Below are 17,837 nucleotides of genomic sequence, written 5' to 3'. Positions count from 1 at the left end.
TTCCCCTGCCCAACGCCGGCGATCGGGGCCATGATGGAGGTGTCCGATCACGCGGGCATGGAGAAGACCTACCGGCTGGTCCTGAGCCGGTCCGACACCGCGCTCGTGGCGTGGAGCGACCCCGAGGAGCTCGAGACCGTCAAGAGGAACTTCCTCGTCAAGAAGCTCGGCCTGACCGAGGCCGACGGCCTGGACGCCGGCATCGAGGCGGTGGGCGCCAAGCTCAAGGGCGTGAACCGCAAGTCGCGCCTGACCGTCTACTACCTGCTCGCCGAGCACTTCGGGAAGCTGGGCCAGTTCAAGTAGGCCTCCGCGACCGACCAACAGCAGAGCCCGGATCCGCTTCGGATCCGGGCTCTTGGCTGGCGGTGGCGGTGGGATTTGAACCCACGGATGGGAGACCCATCACGCGCTTTCGAGGCGCGCTCCTTCGGCCGCTCGGACACGCCACCGCCGAGGAGCGTACCAATTTCGGCGGGGGCTTCGCCAATCGGTCACCGGTGCCCGGCGAAGAACTCCCGCAGCACGGCGGCACACTCGTCGGCGTGCACGCCGGAGACCACCTCGACGCGGTGGTTGAGGCGCGGGTCGCGCACGATGTCGAACACGGACGCCACCGCCCCGGCCTTGGCGTCGAGGGCGCCGAAGACCAGCCGCCCCACGCGGGCGTTGACGATCGCACCCGCGCACATCGCGCACGGTTCGAGGGTGACGACCAGCGTGGTGTCCTCCAGGCGCCACTCCCCGCCGTGCTCCACGGCGCGGCGCAGCGCGAGCACCTCGGCGTGCGCGGTCGGATCGCCGGTGAGCTCGCGTTCGTTCCCGGCCTCGGCGAGCACCTGCCCGTCCGGGCCCAGGAGCACCGCGCCGATGGGCACGTCACCGTGCGCCGCGGCGTCCTGGGCGAGGGCCAGGGCACGCTGCATGGCCGGGACCCAGCGCGTCCCCCCGCTCACGGGTGGCTCACAGGCCGAAGCCGCTGGCCACCTTGTCGTAGACGCTCGCGAAGCCGAGCTTCTCGACGATGGCCTCGATGGACTCGACCGGGTCGGCCTCCTCGTCGGAGGTGATCGCCTCGAGCTCGAGCTCGGACAGGCCGGCGTCGGCGAAGAGGTCGAAGTCGCCGACGGGCTCGGAATCGTCCTCGTCGTCGGGCAGGTCGACGCCCAGGAAGTCGGCGGCGTCGCGCGCGATCGGCCAGTCGAGGGCCGCGCCCACGTCGGACAACAGCAGCTCGACCTTCTTGCCGCGCACGCGCACGACCACGAAGAAGTCGGAGTCGATGCTGACCACGCCGACCGCGCCCGCGTCGCCGGGGACCCGACGCAGGACCTCGATCAGGCCGTCGAGGTCGTTGGCGAGTTCCTTGTCCAGCGCCATGGCCGCCGGGACGCCGTCCTCGCGGTAGAGCGCGGCCACGAGGTCGATGTCGTCCTCGGTCGCGTCCTCGGGGTAGTCGTCGTCGTCCTCGTCGTCATCATCATCATCGTCGTCGTCGTCGTCCGAGTCGTCCTCGTCGGCGAGGTCGTCGTCGTCCTCGGAGTCGTCGTCATCGTCGTAGTCGTCGTCGGAGTCATCGGCACCACCCAGCAGGGCGGAGTAGTCGTTGCCCTCCACCTCGTCCATGCCGGGCCGGTCGTCGCCCTGGTCGGCGAGCTCGGCGTCGTACTCCTGCTCGTCGTGGCTGTCGGCCATGATGGGCTCCCTCCGTCGGCCTCCATCGTGTCAGACTCCCGGGCTTTCGGCACGCCGTTGCCCCGCCCGGGCGCCCGGGGGCGGCCGGGCCGCACGCGCGGCGTCCGGCCTGCAAGAATGGCGGCGTGGAACTCATCGCCGTTGACCACCCGCTCGTCGCCCACAAGGTCCGCCTGCTGCGGGCCGTCGAGACCGACTCGCCGACCTTCCGCCGGCTCGTCGACGAGCTGGTGACCCTGCTGGCCTACGAGGCCACCCGCGAGGTGCGCGTCGACGAGGTCGACGTGACCACCCCCATCACGACCACGCGCGGTACCCACCTGAGCAAGCCGCTGCCGCTGGTCGTGCCCATCCTGCGCGCCGGCCTGGGCATGCTCGACGGCATGATGCGCGTCATGCCGACCGCCGAGGTGGGCTTCGTCGGCATGGTGCGCGACGAGGAGACGCTGCAGCCCTTCACCTACGCCGAGCGGCTGCCGCACGACCTGTCCGGGCGCCAGTGCTACGTGCTCGACCCGATGCTCGCCACCGGCGGCTCGCTGGGCGGCACGGTGAAGTTCCTGGTCGACCGCGGCGCCGACCACATCACCTGCATCTGCCTGCTCGCCGCCCCGGAGGGCATCGAGAACATGCGCGCGCTCGTCGACCCGGTCGGCGTGCCCTGCACCCTGGTGGTCGCGGCCGTCGACGAGAAGCTCAACGACCACGGCTACATCGTCCCGGGCCTCGGCGACGCCGGCGACCGCCTCTACGGCCTGGCCGAGTAACCGCCGACAGCCTGCCTTAGCGGGGTGAGGTGCTGGGCGGCCAACCGCCGCTCCAGCACCCCGGCGACGTCCATCAGGCGCGGCCCAGGTCGCGGCGGCGCTCGGCGTCACGGCCGGCCAGGGCGAGCCCGAGCAGCGTGAGCGCCGGCGGCGCGATGACGCCGCCGAGCAGCACCGGGCCGACCCACCAGCCGCCCTTCATGGGGCGAATGACGGTCAGCTTCGCGACCCCGCCGGCGATCCCGGCGGCGATGGCGAGGCGGCCGGCGCGGCCGGCCCCGTTCGTCCGGGACGCCGACGACGCGGCCCCCAGCCCTGCCGCGGCCACGGAGAGCCCGATGTCCCACGCGGCGGCGGTGCCCTTGCTGACCCAGCCATCGGGGCGGCCCGCGGCGTCCCAGTGGTTGGGGAGCCGGTCGGGCAGCGAACGCCCGCGCACCGCGTAGTGGGCGACCACCGCCGCGGCCATGGCCGCGGGGAAGAGCGCACCGAGCGAGAACGCCTCGTGGGGGGGTGTTGGCGAAGGGCTCGTCCTCGGCGTCAGGCTCGATGAGGCCGAGCTTCACGGCGGCGGCGCCGAAGTTGAGGTCCCAACCGGCGCCGAACGCGCGCGGCCGGAGCAGGCGCGGGTCGGCCGGGTCCCAGAGGGTGTCCTTGGTCCGCTCCGCCGTCGGCGGGCGCACGTCGAACGGGATGCCGAACCAACGGCCCACCCGCGGGTCACCGGAGTCGGCCCCGTCGGGGTCGGCGTCGGCGAACTCAGCCGTGACCGGGCCCAGCCGGGTCACGAGGTGGGCGAGGTCCTCGGGCGTGGAACCGGCGTCGAGGCCCTCGCAGAGCGCGGTGGTCAGCTCGTCGCGGACGTCGTCACGCAGGTCGTGGCCCACCACGGCCACGGACGCGTCGAGCCAGGCCCGGGCCGCCGCCCGGGTGTCGGGGGTGAGCTGGTCGAGCGAGGTGATCATCGGGACTCCTTCAGCAGTGCGTCGAGGCCGTCACGGACGGCGACCCACGCGTCGTGCTGCGCGCTGTGGGCCGCCCGGCCGGCCCCGGTCAGACGGTAGTACTTGCGGGGCGGGCCGACCGGCGACTCCTGCCAGGTCGACTCGATCAGCCCCGCCTTGAGCAGGCGGGACAGCAGCGGGTAGACGGTGCCCGCGGTCAGCGCGAGGGCCGGCTGCGAGGCCAGCTCGTCGACGACCTGCGAGCCGTAGCGCTCCCCCTGGGCGAGCAGCCCGAGCACGGCGAGTTCCACGACCCCCCGGCGGATCTGTGCGGTGCGATCTTCAGCCATGACCTCATGGTAACACCCAGTATCTTGTTTCGCAAGCATCTAGGTGCGACCGGGCATCGACCGCCCGCAAACCGCCTGACTAGCCTTGACGCAACCACGACACAGGAGGAGGGACCCATGTCCGAGGAGAAGAAGGACGGCGGAGACATCAGCTCCGGCTTCGGCGACCCGAAGGTGGACGGCCCCGTCTCCGACGAGAAGGCCGAGCAGATGCTGCACGGAGGCAACCACGACGACGTGACCGAGGAGATCGAGATCCCGACCGAGTCGGTGTTCGCGGTCGACTCCGACGGCACGGTCGAGGTCGAGGACGCCGACGAGCAGGGTCGGCCCGACGCCGCCGGTGGCGGCGGGGGCGGCGGCTGGTGAACCCCCAGCCGTGCGGGCGACTGGTGACGGCCGCCCGCACGGTGGGATGATCGCGGCATGGACCCACGCGTCGCCGAGATCTTCCCCCCACTCGGGGTCCGCGTCACCTGCGGGCCCCTCGAGCTGCGCGGCATCGGCGACACCGAGATGCTCGCCCTGCTCGACGTCGTCCAGGACGGCATCCACGACCCCGACCGGATGCCCTTCTTCTTCCCGTGGACCGACGCGCCGGCGTCCGAGATGCCCCTCAGCTACCTGCAGTGGTGGACGCGCGGTCTGGCCACGTGGTCGCGCGAGGCCTGGTCGCTCGACCTGTGCGCGCTCTGGGAGGGCGAGGTCGTGGGCGTGCAGGGCGTGGCGACACAGGACTTCCTGACCTTCCGCTACGGCGAGACCGGCTCGTGGCTCGGCCGGCGGTTCCAGGGGCGCGGCATCGGCACGGCGGCGCGGCAGGCGCTGTGCGCGCTGCTGTTCGACCACCTCGACTTCGAGTTCATCACCTCGGCGGCGTTCACCGACAACCCCGCCTCGCTGCGCGTCAGCGAGAAGCTCGGCTACCGCGACAACGGCATCAGCTGGTCCAAGCCGCGGGGCACGCGCGCGGTGACGCGCCGGCTGTTGCTCCTGCCCGAGGACTTCGTGCGCGGCGAGCCCATCACCGTCGAGGGCATCGAACCCCTGCGCCGGTTCATCGGCCTGGACGCCTGAGGCTGCGGCCCGACCCCACCCGGCCCCGGGGCCCGGCTCAGCGGTCGGCCAGGCGGAAGCGGTGGAAGCGGGGGTAGAGCAGGGCGACCACCGCGATCCCCACGAGCACGAGGACGCCCCCGCCCGCGGTCGCCACGGCCGGGCCGACGACCTCGGCCGCGCCGCCGTGGAGGATGTCGGCGATGCGGGGCCCACCGGCGACCACGACGATGAACACGCCCTGCAGGCGCCCGCGGACGGCGTCGTCGGTGGCGCCGAGCAGCAGCGACTGCCGGAAGGCCGCCGAGGACATGTCGGCCGCGCCGCCCACGACGAGCATGGCGACGGCCAGCCCGAGCATGGCCCCGGTGGCGAGCGGGGCGAACCAGACCGCGACCCCCATCACGGTCATCGCGACGCCCCACACGGCGATGGCCCACATGATCGCCAGCCCCTCGCGCCTCACCCGCGACACCCAGCCGCTCAGCACGCCCCCGAGCACCGCGCCGGCCGGGATGCCCGCGAACAGCAGCGCGAAGGCGAGCCCACCCTCGGCGGGTCCGCCGAACGACTCGTGCGCCAGCTGCGGGAACAGCGCGCGCGGCATGCCGAACACCATGGCGATGATGTCGACGACGAAGCTCATCAGCAGGATCTTGTGGGCGCTGAGGTAGACCAGGCCGTCCCAGACCGCGCGCAGCCCGGGGCTGCCCTGCGGGTTGTCGACCGGCATTCGCGGGAGGCGGTAGACGGCGTACAGGGTGGCGAACAGGGTGATCGTGTCGACGAGGTACAGCCACGCGTAGCCCAGCACCGGGATGAGCGCGCCACCGACGAGCGGGCCCGCGATCGCGCCGGCCGAGAACACGGTCATGTTCAGGGCGTTCGCCGCCGGGAGCTGCGCCACCGGCAACAACTTGGGCAGGACCGCCGTCCGGGTGGGCTGGTTGACCGCGAAGAACGCCTGCTGGAGGGCGAACAGGCCCAGCAGCACCCAGACGTTGTCCCAGCGCAGGAAGGCCTGCAGCGCGAACAGTCCGGACGTGACGACCAGCCCGATCGTGGTGATCACGAGCAGGGTGCGCCGGTCGAGGTGGTCGGCCAGCGCGCCGCCCCACAGGCCGAAGATGACCAGGGGGACCAGACCGAACAGGCCGGTCAGCCCGACCATGCCGGACGAGCCCGTGATCGCGTAGATCTGGGCCGGCACCGCGACCACGGTGAGCTGGGCGCCGATGACCGTGATGATGTTCGCCGTCCACAGCCGCCGGAAGTCGGGCTGGCGCAGGGGTCGGGTGTCCGCGAGCACGCTGCGCAGCCCGGACCGGATTCCCACCCGGGCACCGTACCGCCGGGCGCGCACCCGGCCGGCGGGTCAACCGACCAGCGAACGCGCCACGTCGGGGTAGTTGGTGATCAGGGCGTCGACGCCGAGGCCCACCATGCGCTGGACGTCCTCGGGCTCGTTGACGGTCCACACGTGGACGGCGAGGTCGTGCTCGTGGCTCTTCTCGACGATCTTGCGCCGGGTCGCGGCCAGCGACGGGTGCAGGGCGGTGGCCCCCAGGCGGGCGGCGTACTGCCACGGCTTCCACAGCGGTTCGGAGTACAGGGCGCCCAACGGCAGCGCGCTGCCGAGCCCGACGAGGTGCCGCAGCGAGTAGTGGTTGAACGACGAGAGCACCACGCGGTGGGCCATGCCGTGGGCCTCCACGATCGCCAGCACCCGCTCCTCGAGCCCCTTGTAGGCCATGCGCGAGTTCTTGAGCTCGACGTTGACCATTGTCCCGGTGTTGCGGACGAGGTCGAACACCTCCCCCAGCGTCGGGATCCGCGTGCCCGCGTACTTCTCGTGGCCGTAGCTGGCGTCGAGCTTCCGCAGGTCCTCGAGGCTATGGTCGGCGACCCACCCGTTGCCGTCGGTGGTGCGCTCGAGCGTCTCGTCGTGGATCACCACCACCTCGTCGTCGCGGGTCAGCTGCACGTCGAGCTCGAACCCGTCGGCCCCCTGCTCGAGGGCCAGCTCGAACGCCGGCAGCGTGTTCTCGGGTGCATAACCGCTCGCGCCGCGGTGGGCCCACACAGACGTCATGGCCCCATGCTGGCACCGCCGGGTGAACGGGTGGGTGAACGTCCGCGGGTTCCCGACCCCGGACGGCGGCTCTGAACACTGAACGACCGGACACCCGGACGCCCCCTGCCCCGCGCCGCCCCCCACCGGCTAGTTTCTGGCAGGTGAGAGAAGCCACACCGATCGACGCCATCGCCGAGGAGTACACCCGCGCGGTGGTCGACCTGAGCCCCATGACCGCGACCAGCCTGGGCGTCCCGGGGCGCGACCACCTGCTCGACGACCTCTCCCCCGCCGGCACGCAGGCCGGGGTCGACCTCGTCCGCGCCACGCTCGCGAAGCTGGACGCCGCGACCCCGGTCGACGCCACCGACGAGGTGACCCTGGCCGCGATGCGCGACCGGCTCGGCCTGGAGCTGGAGTCCGCCGAGGCCGGCGACCACCGCCGCCAGCTGAACAACCTCGCCTCGCCGCTGCAGGCGCTGCGCGACGTCTTCGACCTGATGCCGACCGACACCGCCGAGCAGTGGGCGAACATCGCGGGGCGTCTCGGCGCGATCCCCGCCGCCCTCGACGGCTACGTCGAGACCCTGCGCGAGGGCATCGCGACGCGCAACACCCCGGCGATCCGCCAGGTCGAGCTCGGCATCGCCGAGGCCACCGGTCTGGCCGACGCCGAGGCGTCCTTCTTCACGGCCTTCGCCGCGGGCGCCCGCCCCGACGGCGCTGCCCCCGACGGCGGCCTGGCCGACGACCTGGCCCGCGGTGCGGCGTCCGCGCGTGAGGCCTACGGGCGCCTGGCCGCGTTCCTGCGCGACGAACTGGCCCCGGCCGCCCGCCCCGAGGACGCCGCCGGGCGCGAGTTCTACCAGCGCATGTCGCGGCAGTTCATCGGCGCCACGATCGACCTCGACGAGACCTACGAGTGGGGCGTCGAGGAGCTGGCCCGCGTGACCGCCGAGCAGGAGGCCCTGGCCCGCGAGATCGCCGGGCCCGGGGCGTCCGTCGCCGACGCCGTGGCCGCGCTCGACGGGGACCCGGCCCGCCAGCTGCACGGCACCGAGGCCCTCAAGGCGTGGATGCAGGAGACCTCCGACGCCGCGATCGCGGCCCTGGGCGGGGTGCACTTCGACATCCCCGAGCCGCTGCACCGGCTCGAGTGCATGATCGCGCCCACCCAGAACGGGGCGATCTACTACACCGGCCCCACCGACGACTTCAGCCGCCCCGGCCGGATGTGGTGGAGCGTCCCGCAGGGCGTGACCGGCTTCACCACGTGGCGGGAGAAGACGACCGTCTACCACGAGGGCGTCCCGGGCCACCACCTGCAGGTCGGCCAGGCCGTGTACAACGCCGCCGAGCTGAACTGGTGGCGCCGCCAGCTGTGTTGGCTGTCGGGCCACGGCGAGGGCTGGGCCCTCTACGCCGAGCGCCTGATGGAGGAGTTCGGGTTCCTCACCGATCCCGGCGACCGCTTCGGCATGCTCGACTCGCAGCGCCTGCGCGCGACGCGCGTCGTGCTCGACCTGGGCGTGCACCTCGGCAAGCCCGCCTTCGACCGCTACGGCGGGGGCACCTGGGACGCCGACAAGGCGTGGCAGCTCATGAAGGACAACGTCAACATGGACGACGGGTTCCTGCGCTTCGAGCTGAACCGCTACCTCGGGTGGCCCGGCCAGGCGCCGAGCTACAAGGTGGGCCAGCGCATCTGGGAGCAGATCCGGGCGGACGCCGCGGCTGCGGCCCAGGCGCGCGGCGAGGAGTTCTCGCTCAAGGACTTCCACACCCGCGCGCTCAACCTGGGCTCGCTGCCGCTCGACGTGCTGCGGGACGCCCTGGTCGGCTGAGCCTGCGGCCGCGGGGGGCGGGCGCCGGGGCGCGATCGGCATCCCGCGCGTGCTGAACATGTACGAGAACTACCCGCTGCGACCGCCCTGCTCGATGGCTTCGCGCGCTGACGGATTGTCGCTGATCCGGTTCCCGTTGTTCGGGTGGCCCCAGAAACCTCAGTGCGACTGATGAGTTGAACCCGCCATCAAATTCTGGAACCGGGCAGGCGACCATCACGCCCCGGGCCCTTGGCACGGGGGGCAGTAGAACAGCGTGCGCGCCTGGGGTGCGGCGCCGATCACCATGCCCCCGATCACGACGGCCAGCACCGGGGAGGGCAGCGTGCGGGCGAGCCAGGCGCCGGGAAGATGCCGACGATCACCGGCAGCATGAGCAGGACGCTGTGCGGACCTCGGCGTCAACACACCTGGGCCAGCACCAGCGCGGAGGCGAAGATGCCGAACACCTGCAGCAACTGCACGCCCGTCAGCGGGCCCAGCACCGCCACCAGCAGGGGTGCCGACACCAGCGCGAACCCCATCCCGGTGAGGCGCTGCGTGGCGGCACCGAGGAGGATGGCGAGCAGGGCGAGGGTCACGGCGTCCGCAGGGTGAACCGGGTCAGGATCGGCTGGCGCTGCCCGCCCACGTGCACGACGTCGGCGCCGTCGACGGTGAGCTGGCTGGCGTAGTGGCGCAGGGCCTCCTGCAGCAGCGGCAGGTGCTGCGGGGTGTCGAGCGCGTCGTCGGGGTCGGCGACCGAGGCCACCTCCCGGAACGGCACGCCCACCTCGGACGCCGCCGCCCGGCTCGGCGCATGCAGGGCCACGTGGTCGGGGTGCCCGTACCCGCCGTGGGCGTCGTAGCTGACGATCGCGTCGGCCCCGAACGCGCGGGCGTACGCGGCGATGTCGGCGGCCACCTCGGCCGGGTCGGCGGAGGTCAGGGAGTCGGGGCCCGCGGCGTCCCCGGGGCCGGCGACGGTCTCGGACTCGTCGAGCCAGGCCATCCCCGAGTCGGTGTAGCGGCGGGGAGGCAGACCGGCGGCGCGGGCGTCCGGACCGCCGAGGAAGGCGTGGTGTCGCACACCGAGCGTGGCGCAGGCGGCGGCGACCTCGCCCTCGCGGTGGGCGGTGAGCTCGGGCGTCCCGGCGAGGTGGGCCAGCGGGCCGTCGACGACCTCGCCCTGCTCGCCGCGGGTGGCGGTCAGGACGGCCACCTCGACGCCGCGGGCGGCGAGCTCGGCGATCAGCCCGCCCGTGGCGAGGGTCTCGTCGTCGGGGTGGGCGTGCACGAACAGCACCCGCGAGCGGTCGAACAGGTCGGTCATGCGGCCCACCCTAGGTGCGTTCGCGGATCCGCATCGGCAGGCCGCCGGCCGGGCTGAGGGTGCCCTCCATGGTCCACGTCGGCTGGGCGCCGGCCATCCGCGGGGCGAACCGTCGGGCCAGCACGGCGAGCAGCAGGTGCGACTCCAGCAGCGAGAAGTGGTTGCCGATGCAGACCCGCTCGCCGGTGGCGAAGGGGTGGTAGGCCTGCGGGTGGCGCCCCTTCTCGGCCTCGGGGGTGAACCGGTCGGGGTCGAAGACCTCGGGGTCGTCCCAGAAGTCGGGGTGGCGGTGGGTCCAGTAGGGCGCCAGCATGACCGGCGTGCCCTCGGACACGGCGAAGCCGTTGACGGTGGCGTCGGCCACGGCGTCCCGCACGTAGAAGGGGGCGGCCGGCCACAGCCGCAGCACCTCCTTGACCACCTGGAGGCTGTACGGCAGGGAGCGCAGGTCCTCGACGGTGGGCATCCGGTCGCCGAGGACGCCGTCGAGCTCAGCATGCAGCCGCGCGGCGACGCGGGGGTTCGCGGCGAGCGCCGCCCAGGCGGCCGCCATGGTGCGCGCCGTGGTCTCGTGGCCGGCGAAGAACATCGTGATCGACTCGTCGCGCAGCAGCGACTCGCTCATGGGGGCGCCGTCGTCGTCGCGGGCATCCATCAGCCTGGTCAGTAGGTCGTTCGGGGTGGTGCCGCTGGCCCGGCGCTCGGCGATGAGGCCGGCGATGTAACCGCGCACCTCGTCGCGGGCGTGCTCGTAGGCGCGTTGGGAGGGGGTCGGCAGCCAGTCGGGCAGGTGCGGGCCCATCCGCCGGGTGGTGTACCCGATCATCGTCTCGACGTGGCCCTTCAGGCGCACGATGTCGGCGTCCGCCGCCGTGCTGAACAGCGCGCGCAGGATGATCGAGGCGGTCAGCTCCATCATCTCCTCGCCCATGTCGACGACCTGGCCGGACGCCGCGAGCCCGGCCCAGCGGTCCACGACCCGGTCGGCGTCGTCGAGGATGATCTGCGCGTAGGCGAGCACCCCCTTGGGCGTGAAGAACGGGGCCATGAGCTTGCGCTGGCGCTTCCAGAGCTCGCCGGTGCTGGCGATGAGGCCCTCACCGGTGAGGTAGCGCCGCACGCCGTCGTAGCTGGCGCGCTTGTCGAAGCTGCGCCGCTGCGTCAGCTGCACGTCCCGGACGCTGTCGGGGTGGACGGCCACCACCATGTCCCCGACGCCCAGCCTGAGGGCGAAGGTGTCCCCGTGGGTGCGCCAGAGCCGACCCGTCTCGGCGAGGAAACCCCGTCGGGCGATGCCCCTCAGCGCCGCGATCGGGTGCGGTCCCGGAATCGTGGTGCTCATGACCCGATGGTAGGCGTCAGGAGGCCGGCAGCCCACCGATCGCGTCCCGGACCAAGCGCACGGCGTCCGCATCGGCCACCCCCAGCGCACGCAGGCGTCGCACGTAGTCGTGGGCCAGTCGGACGCCCTCGGTCCGGGTCTGGGGGCTCGTGGGCGTGATGAAGGAGCCGTGCCTGCCGCGGGTCTCGATGACCCCGGACGCCTCGAGCTCGCGGTAGGCCCGGGCCACCGTGGAGGGGGCGAGCCCGAGCTCGGCGGCGAGGTGGCGGACGGTCGGCAGCCGGTGGCTGGCCGGGAGGGCGCCGGTGGCGCGGAGCTCGGTGAGTTGCTCCTTGACCTGCTCGAACGGCGGCGTGGGCAGGGACGGGTCAACGGTGAGCATCGACCTGCTCCTCCTGACCGGCCACCGCGAAGACCGCGCGGTGCCGGCGCTGGGCCAGCACCTGGGAGACCCACGGCATGGCGAACGCGAGCAGCGGCAGGGGCCACGCCCACCACGGCACGGGACCGTCGGGGTCGAGGAACGGGCGCGGGAACCACACGGCCGCCAGGGCGAGGTACGCGCCGAGGGAGACCAGCTGGGCCACGTCGCGCGAGCGACGGAAGGCGTTCCAGCGCAGGTCGGACGGCTCGTGCGCGACCTGGGGCCGGCGGACGAGCCAGGCCGCGGCGGCGAGGCCGGCTGCCGTGGCGAGCAGGCCCCCGGCGAGGAGTGGGGTCGCGCCGGCACCCATCAGGGCGTGGACGTCGCGCCACGCGAGCACGATGGCGGCGACCGGGACCGCTCCGATGAGGGCCAGCCACCAGGCCGGGAGGTGGTGGGTGAGCCGACCCGGTGTGACGATGGACAGGCGGGGGCGTCCGTCGGCCCGCTCGCGCAGCGCCTCTCCCCCGGCCAGCACGACCCGGATCGCGAGCTGGGCGACCAGCACGATCGCGAAGGGAAGCAGGACGCCGATGGGACGCCTCGCCCAGCCCAGGTCGGCGAGCCACGGCAGGCAGGCGACCAGGACGAGGATCGCGCCGAGCGCGCTGGTCCGCCGGAGGCGGAACTCGCGGTCGATCACGTCGAACGACGGGTCACCCTCGCTCGCTGTCTGGACCCCGGCGCCCTTGCGCCACTCGCGCGCGATCCCCGGCAGCGCCCACCTGGCCGGGCGCAGGTCGGGAGCCAGGTGGACCGCGACGAACAGGGACGCGAACGCGACCACCCACACCGCGTCGTCGCCCATGGCCGCTCCTCGCCCACTCTTTGTGCTGATCGTTGTACTGATTGTGCCAGCACAAAGCGAGTCCGCCAAGAGTCAATCCTGGGGCGGGGACCCGGACCCGCGGCGTCCGTCAGTCGTGACCGTAGAGGTCGCGCGTGTAGACCTTGTCGGCCACGTCGGCGAGTTCGGGGTGCATGCGGTTGGCGACGATCAGGTCGCAGCGGGACTTGAACTCGTCGAGGTCCTTGACGACCTCGGAGCGGAAGAACTCGTCGACCTCGAGCAGCGGCTCGTACAGCACGACGGGGATGCCCTTGGCCTTGATGCGCTTCATGATCCCCTGGATGGAGGACTCCCGGAAGTTGTCCGACCCCGCCTTCATCGCGAGGCGGTGGATGCCGACGACCTTGGGGTTGCGCTTGATGATGTCGAAGGCGATGAAGTCCTTGCGGGTCGAGTTCGAGTCGACCACCGCGCGGATCAGGTTCTGCGGCACGAACCGGTAGTTGGCCAGGAGCTGTTGGGTGTCCTTGGGCAGGCAGTAGCCGCCGTACCCGAACGACGGGTTGTTGTAGTGCGTGCCGATGCGCGGGTCGAGGCCGACGCCCTCGACGATCTGGCGGGTGTCGAGCCCGTGCTGCACGGCGTAGGTGTCGAGCTCGTTGAAGTAGGCCACGCGCAGGGCCAGGTAGGTGTTGGAGAACAGCTTGATGGCCTCGGCCTCGGGCGCCCCGGTGAAGAGCACGGGGACGTCCGGGTCGAGCGATCCCTCGACCAGCAGGCCGGCGAAGCACTCGGCGTCCGGGCCCGGGTCGGCGACGATGATGCGGCTGGGGTGCAGGTTGTCGTACAGCGCCCGGCCCTCGCGGAGGAACTCGGGGCTGAACAGGATGCGGCGGCCCGGGTGCTCCTCCCGCATGCGCTGGGTGAAGCCCACGGGGATCGTGGACTTGATGACGACGACGGCGTCGGGGTTGGACCCGGCGGCCTTGATCACCGACTCGACGGTGGAGGTGTCGAAGTAGTCCAGCTCGGGGTCATAGTTCGTCGGGGTGGCGATGATGACGAACTCCGCGCCCGCATAGGCCTCGGCCGGGTCCGTCGTCGCGCGCAGGCTGAGCCCGCCGCGTCCGAGGAACTCGGAGATGTCGGGGTCCTCGATCGGGGAGCGGCCGTCGTTGACCAGGGCGGCGCGCTCGGGGTCGATCTCGAGGGCGACGACGTCGTGGCGCTGGGCGAGCAGCACGGCCGAGGCCATGCCGACGTAACCGAGCCCGACGACGGTGATGCGGGTGCGTTCCATGGTGTCCACATTAGGGACTCCGAGTGAGCAGTTGATGAACGGCTCATGAGGACGCATCACGGTCCTGTGGGTGGACATCAAGACGACCCTTGCCCGGCTCCACGACGATTCCGTACGGTCCCCTTGTGAATGACCGCCCAGACTGCTCGTCGTGACCACCCTCGACCTGCGCAAGCTTCGCGCCTTCGTGTACGTCGCGGAGGAGCGGCACTTCGGCCGGGCCGCCGAGCGGCTCTTCGTCGCCCAGCCCGCCCTGTCCCCGACGATCAAGGCGCTCGAGGCCCAGATCGGGGTGCAGCTGCTCGACCGTTCCACCCGGCGGGTGGACCTGACCCCGGCCGGCGCCCGGCTGCTCGAGCGGGCGCACGGCATCCTCGACGCGATCGATGACGCCGTGGCGGAGGCCCGCCGCATCGACGCCGGCGAGCAGGGCTCGCTGCGCCTGGGGTTCATCGGCTCGGCCAGCTTCGGCCTCATGCCGGCCCTGGCCCGAGCTGTCGGGGACGCCTTGCCGCTGCTCCAGCTCGACCTCACCGGCGACCTGCTCAGCCCCGAGGTCGCGGCACGCCTGGCCGACGGGTCGCTCGACGTGGGGGTCCTGAGGCCGTTCGACCTTGCGCCGGGCGTGAGCAGCAGGGTCCTCCGGTCGGAGCCACTGGTCGCCGCCCTGCCCACCGGTCACCCCGCAGCGTCCGGTCCGGTCGTCCTCGGCGATCTCGCCGACGAGCCCTTCATCAGTTATCAGGCCCGCGCGAGCGCGATGGCGTCCGCGCTGGTGGCCGCCTGTCGCGCCGCCGGGTTCACCCCCATGATCCGCACCGAGGTGCGCGAGACGGCGACCCTGGTCGCCTTCGTCGCCTCCGGTCAGGGCGTGGCCCTGGTGCCCCAGGGCGTGGCCCACCTCCAGATCCCCGGGGTGGAGTACGTCCCTCTGGCCGACGAGGTCACGATCGACCTCATCGCGGCCTGGCGGACGGATGCTCCGGCGACGGTCGAGCGCGTCGTCGACCGCCTCGTCGAGCTGGCCAACCCCGCCGGCATCTAAATTCCCTACAGCAGCGCGCCGAACACCTGGACGAGCAGGATCTTCACGATGATGCCCAGCGCGAACAGGGCGGCGTAGCCGGCCTCGATGCGGTCGTCGGACAGGCGCTGCGTGGCGAAGCTGAGCACGGCGGGCTGGCCGACGAACCCGGCGAGGCCGCCAGCGGTGCGGGGCGCGGAGAGGCCGAGCAGGCGCCCGCCGACCCCGAACACGAGGGCGCTCGTCGCGAGCACGGCCAGGGCGAGGACGCCGACGCGCACTCCCGTCCCGGTGAAGGCGGACGCCGCGAAGGCCGGCCCGGACGCCAGCCCGACCGCGGCGAGGAACAGCAGCAGGCCCAGCTGGCGGATGGTCAGGTTCGCGGGCAGCGGCACGTCCCACGTGAGGGGTCCGGTGCGGTGCAGCGCACCGAGCACCATGCCCACGACCAGCGGTCCGGCCGCGGCACCCAACGAGAAGGACGCTCCCCCACCCAGGGGCACCGTGACCGCGCCGACCAGGAGGCCGAGCGACAGCCCGAGGCCGAGGGCCAGCGCGTCCACCTCGGAGACCTTGCGTTCGGAGTCGCCCAGGTGGCGGGCGACGGCATCCATCTCGGACCGGGGGACGACCGCGAGCACGCGGTCGCCGGGCTGGAGGACGAGGTCGTCGCGGGCGAGGAGGTCGGCGTCCCCGCGCAGGACGCGGGTGATGACGCCGCCGAAGCGGCCGGGCAGGTTCAGCTGCGCGACGGAGCGGCCGGCGACGGCGGGGTTGGAGACGACGAAGCGGCGGAAGTCCACGGCCTGGCGGTCGTCGGTGAGTTCGCCCTGGGAGGCGTGCCCGATGAAGGCGACCGCCGCCTCGACCGCGGCGGGGGCGCCGACGACGAGCACGCGGTCGTCGGGCTGCAGGTGCTCGCCGGGAGCGAGGACGCGGGTGCGGCCGTCGCGGACCAGGTAGCTCATCTTGATGGTCTCGTCGGCCCAGCCGGGCACCTCGCGCAGGGCGGCGTCCCGTTCGACGTGGGTGCTGGTGGCGACGATCCCCTCGGCGGCGGCGCTGCGGGGGTCGCGGGCGTCGGGCCAGCGGCGTCCGACGACGAGGCCGACCGCCACGATCGCGAGGACGACGCCCAGCGGGTAGCCGATCGAGTAGCCCACCGCAGCGTTCGGCGAGCCGGTGGCCGCGGTGGCCGCCGCCAGGGCGGGCGTGGACGTGAGTGCGCCGGCGAAGGTGCCGGTGATGAAGCCGGCGTCGAGTCCGAGACCGAGCCCGACCAGCACCGCGACCCCGAAGGCGAGCGCGGCCGTGCCGAGCCCGAGCATCATCAGGGGCAACTGGCGGCGGAGGTCGGCGAAGAAGGTTTCCCCCGCGGCGAGTCCGACCATGTAGACGAACAGCCCGAGGCCGAGCTGCTGCACGAGCCCGAGCCCCAGGCCCGCGTCGGGGACCAGCGCGCCGACAGCGAGGCCGACGAACAGGGCGCCCGCGGCACCGAAGCGGATCGGTCCGAACGGGATCATCCCGACCGCGGCACCGAGCGCGACCACGAGCATGATGGCCAGCAGCGGCGAGCTGACGAGTAGTTCCATGGCGACCTCCGTGGGGCCCAGCGCCCCGCGGGACGACAGTATGCCTTGTTGATCTCCTGTCGCCTTTTCTGATACCCCCCACCCGTATGTACACTACACAGTGTCGTAGCCGCATCCCCGAGGAGCACCCGTGAAGAAGTCCCTTGTCGCCCTGTCGTTGGCCGCGCTGGTGGCCCTCTCCGGCTGCTCGGCCCCCGCGCCCGCCCCGGCAGGCAACCAAGCCGCGCCCGCGGCGTCCGCGCCGGCTGCGGGGCAGGCAGGTGACGTGCTGGCCGCCGTCGGCCTCGCCGGCAAGACCGGCAAGCAGATCGTCGACGAACTCGACCAGGCCCCCGACGCCCGACCGCTGCCGCTGCGCGCGTCGGTGCGCTACGACCACGTGCTGGTGGGCGACGGCACGAACGAGACCAAGGTTCCGATCGAGGGCGACCAGTTCTACCTGTCGATCGCCCCGTACGCCTCGCAGACGCACGAGTGCTTCTACCACTCCCTCGCGACGTGCATGGGCGAGATGCAGTCGGCCGACGTCCACGTGAAGATCGTCGACTCCGCCGGCACCGTGCTCGTCGACGAGGACGCCACCACCTACGCCAACGGCTTCGTCGGCTTCTGGCTGCCCAAGGACATCACCGGGCAGGTCACCGTGACCGCCGACGGGAAGGCCGGCACGGTGCCGTTCGCCACCGGTCCCGAGGACGCCACCTGCCTGACCACGCTGCAGGTCGCCTGATCGAGACCACCGAGGGGCTCCACCTCCGACCGGGGGTGGAGCCCCTCGCGCGTGGTCGCTGGCAGGGTGGGGCCATGGCCGACCGCTCCCTGACCCGCCGCATCGCGGCCCTGGGCACGCTGGCCATGGTCGCCTACGCGGCCCTGGCCGCGGTGCAGATCCTCGTGCTCAACCCGCTCGCGGCGGTGCCGGGCAGGACCCTGCCCCAGATCGAGGCCGAGATGGCGCGCTGGGGCGAGAGCCTCGGGACGCCGCGGGTCCTGGGCCTGCTCGGGTTCGGTGTCGCCCTGGCTGTCGGGCTCCTCGTGACCGCGTGGCTCGACAAGGACCCCGCCCCTTGGGACTACGCGCTCGGCTACCTCGCCATGCTCGTGCTGGGCGCCCCGGCCTACTTCGTCGCGAGCTTCGGCGCCGGCATGGCGCTGGCCGACTCGTTCGGCATCTCGGGGGGTGACCACGCGCCGTGGGCGCTGCCGCTGTACATCGCGAGCGCGCTGGCGCTGGTCGCGCTCGTCACGCTGGCCGTGTGGCCGAGGCGCGGTGCAGAAGGCGCCGCAGGGGTACCTTCCGCACCGCGCTGATGCCACACG

21 protein-coding genes and 1 tRNA gene are annotated in these 17,837 nt (G+C 72.7%); 8 read left to right on the top strand and 14 right to left on the bottom strand.

The window, feature by feature from the left end; all coding sequences use genetic code 11:
• Window positions 1-30: 30 nt before the first annotated feature.
• A complete protein-coding gene (locus tag H5397_RS02865; protein ID WP_182814800.1) occupies window positions 31-306 on the top strand; it encodes a DUF2853 family protein in 276 nt (91 codons plus the stop codon).
• Between the two features lie 57 nt (window positions 307-363).
• Here the strand turns inward: H5397_RS02865 and H5397_RS02860 are convergent.
• The 3 genes from H5397_RS02860 to H5397_RS02850 form a co-directional block, all read right to left on the bottom strand.
• A tRNA-Ser gene (locus tag H5397_RS02860) sits at window positions 364-452 on the bottom strand.
• Window positions 453-494: 42 nt separating this feature from the next.
• Window positions 495-926 carry a tRNA adenosine(34) deaminase TadA gene (gene tadA, locus H5397_RS02855; RefSeq protein WP_182814799.1) on the bottom strand — a complete coding sequence of 144 codons (432 nt, stop codon included), beginning with the start codon at window positions 924-926 and terminating at the stop codon, window positions 495-497.
• A gap of 37 nt (window positions 927-963) precedes the next feature.
• On the bottom strand, window positions 964-1,626 hold the full coding sequence (locus H5397_RS02850; protein ID WP_220491944.1) for a tRNA adenosine deaminase-associated protein: 663 nt from the start codon (window positions 1,624-1,626) through the stop codon (window positions 964-966).
• Window positions 1,627-1,820: 194 nt separating this feature from the next.
• Here H5397_RS02850 and upp point away from each other — a divergent pair, with 194 nt between their 5' ends.
• Window positions 1,821-2,462, top strand: coding sequence for a uracil phosphoribosyltransferase (upp, locus tag H5397_RS02845; RefSeq protein ID WP_182814797.1), 642 nt, complete (start codon window positions 1,821-1,823; stop codon window positions 2,460-2,462).
• 73 nt (window positions 2,463-2,535) lie between these two features.
• Here upp and H5397_RS02840 read toward each other — a convergent pair whose 3' ends face one another.
• Both H5397_RS02840 and H5397_RS02835 read right to left on the bottom strand, forming a co-directional pair.
• Window positions 2,536-2,931, bottom strand: a complete 396-nt coding sequence (locus H5397_RS02840; protein ID WP_182814796.1) for a DUF1648 domain-containing protein — start codon at window positions 2,929-2,931, stop codon at window positions 2,536-2,538.
• Window positions 2,932-3,423: 492 nt separating this feature from the next.
• A complete protein-coding gene (locus H5397_RS02835) occupies window positions 3,424-3,756 on the bottom strand; it encodes a PadR family transcriptional regulator (protein WP_182814795.1) in 333 nt (110 codons plus the stop codon).
• A gap of 117 nt (window positions 3,757-3,873) precedes the next feature.
• On the opposite strand from H5397_RS02835, the gene H5397_RS02830 reads away from it, so the two are divergent.
• Window positions 3,874-4,125 carry a hypothetical protein gene (locus H5397_RS02830; RefSeq protein ID WP_182814794.1) on the top strand — a complete coding sequence of 84 codons (252 nt, stop codon included), beginning with the start codon at window positions 3,874-3,876 and terminating at the stop codon, window positions 4,123-4,125.
• Between the two features lie 57 nt (window positions 4,126-4,182).
• A complete protein-coding gene (locus tag H5397_RS02825) occupies window positions 4,183-4,833 on the top strand; it encodes a GNAT family N-acetyltransferase (RefSeq protein ID WP_182814793.1) in 651 nt (216 codons plus the stop codon).
• Window positions 4,834-4,870: 37 nt separating this feature from the next.
• On the opposite strand, the gene H5397_RS02820 is transcribed toward H5397_RS02825, so the two are convergent.
• Entirely contained in the window at window positions 4,871-6,148 is a 1,278-nt protein-coding gene (locus H5397_RS02820) for an MFS transporter (RefSeq protein ID WP_309224258.1), read from the bottom strand.
• A 39-nt stretch (window positions 6,149-6,187) separates the two neighbouring features.
• A complete protein-coding gene (locus H5397_RS02815) occupies window positions 6,188-6,904 on the bottom strand; it encodes a glycerophosphodiester phosphodiesterase (RefSeq protein ID WP_182814792.1) in 717 nt (238 codons plus the stop codon).
• A gap of 143 nt (window positions 6,905-7,047) precedes the next feature.
• On the opposite strand from H5397_RS02815, the gene H5397_RS02810 reads away from it, so the two are divergent.
• Window positions 7,048-8,730: a DUF885 domain-containing protein gene (locus H5397_RS02810; RefSeq protein ID WP_309224257.1), complete on the top strand. Its 1,683-nt coding sequence runs from the start codon at window positions 7,048-7,050 to the stop codon at window positions 8,728-8,730.
• Between the two features lie 401 nt (window positions 8,731-9,131).
• On the opposite strand, the gene H5397_RS02805 is transcribed toward H5397_RS02810, so the two are convergent.
• The 6 genes from H5397_RS02805 to H5397_RS02780 form a co-directional block, all read right to left on the bottom strand.
• Window positions 9,132-9,311 (bottom strand): hypothetical protein, encoded by a 180-nt coding sequence (locus H5397_RS02805; protein ID WP_182814791.1) that lies wholly within the window; start codon window positions 9,309-9,311, stop codon window positions 9,132-9,134.
• Window positions 9,308-10,042 (bottom strand): PIG-L family deacetylase, encoded by a 735-nt coding sequence (locus tag H5397_RS02800; RefSeq protein WP_182814790.1) that lies wholly within the window; start codon window positions 10,040-10,042, stop codon window positions 9,308-9,310. Before H5397_RS02800 ends, H5397_RS02805 begins: the two co-directional genes overlap by 4 nt.
• A gap of 10 nt (window positions 10,043-10,052) precedes the next feature.
• Window positions 10,053-11,384, bottom strand: a complete 1,332-nt coding sequence (locus H5397_RS02795; RefSeq protein ID WP_182814789.1) for a cytochrome P450 — start codon at window positions 11,382-11,384, stop codon at window positions 10,053-10,055.
• A 16-nt stretch (window positions 11,385-11,400) separates the two neighbouring features.
• Window positions 11,401-11,766 carry a GntR family transcriptional regulator gene (locus H5397_RS02790; RefSeq protein ID WP_182814788.1) on the bottom strand — a complete coding sequence of 122 codons (366 nt, stop codon included), beginning with the start codon at window positions 11,764-11,766 and terminating at the stop codon, window positions 11,401-11,403.
• Entirely contained in the window at window positions 11,753-12,616 is an 864-nt protein-coding gene (locus tag H5397_RS02785) for a hypothetical protein (protein WP_182814787.1), read from the bottom strand. The genes H5397_RS02790 and H5397_RS02785 overlap by 14 nt, the downstream gene beginning before the upstream one ends.
• A gap of 109 nt (window positions 12,617-12,725) precedes the next feature.
• Window positions 12,726-13,898: a nucleotide sugar dehydrogenase gene (locus H5397_RS02780; RefSeq protein ID WP_182814786.1), complete on the bottom strand. Its 1,173-nt coding sequence runs from the start codon at window positions 13,896-13,898 to the stop codon at window positions 12,726-12,728.
• A gap of 151 nt (window positions 13,899-14,049) precedes the next feature.
• Here H5397_RS02780 and H5397_RS02775 point away from each other — a divergent pair, with 151 nt between their 5' ends.
• A complete protein-coding gene (locus tag H5397_RS02775; RefSeq protein ID WP_182814785.1) occupies window positions 14,050-14,943 on the top strand; it encodes a LysR substrate-binding domain-containing protein in 894 nt (297 codons plus the stop codon).
• A gap of 5 nt (window positions 14,944-14,948) precedes the next feature.
• Here the strand turns inward: H5397_RS02775 and H5397_RS02770 are convergent, their stop codons facing one another.
• Window positions 14,949-16,517, bottom strand: coding sequence for an aspartate:alanine exchanger family transporter (locus tag H5397_RS02770; RefSeq protein WP_182814784.1), 1,569 nt, complete (start codon window positions 16,515-16,517; stop codon window positions 14,949-14,951).
• Between the two features lie 130 nt (window positions 16,518-16,647).
• Between H5397_RS02770 and H5397_RS02765 the strand changes: the two genes are divergently transcribed.
• Entirely contained in the window at window positions 16,648-17,247 is a 600-nt protein-coding gene (locus H5397_RS02765) for a CueP family metal-binding protein (protein WP_182814783.1), read from the top strand.
• A gap of 74 nt (window positions 17,248-17,321) precedes the next feature.
• Window positions 17,322-17,828: a hypothetical protein gene (locus H5397_RS02760; protein WP_182814782.1), complete on the top strand. Its 507-nt coding sequence runs from the start codon at window positions 17,322-17,324 to the stop codon at window positions 17,826-17,828.
• The last annotated feature ends 9 nt before the right edge of the window (window positions 17,829-17,837 follow it).

Source organism: Propioniciclava sp. MC1683 (assembly GCF_014164675.1).
Classification (GTDB): Bacteria; Actinomycetota; Actinomycetes; order Propionibacteriales; family Propionibacteriaceae; genus Propioniciclava.
The sequence above is the reverse complement of the archived record's forward strand: the minus strand, read 5'-3'. Positions and strand labels throughout refer to the sequence as shown.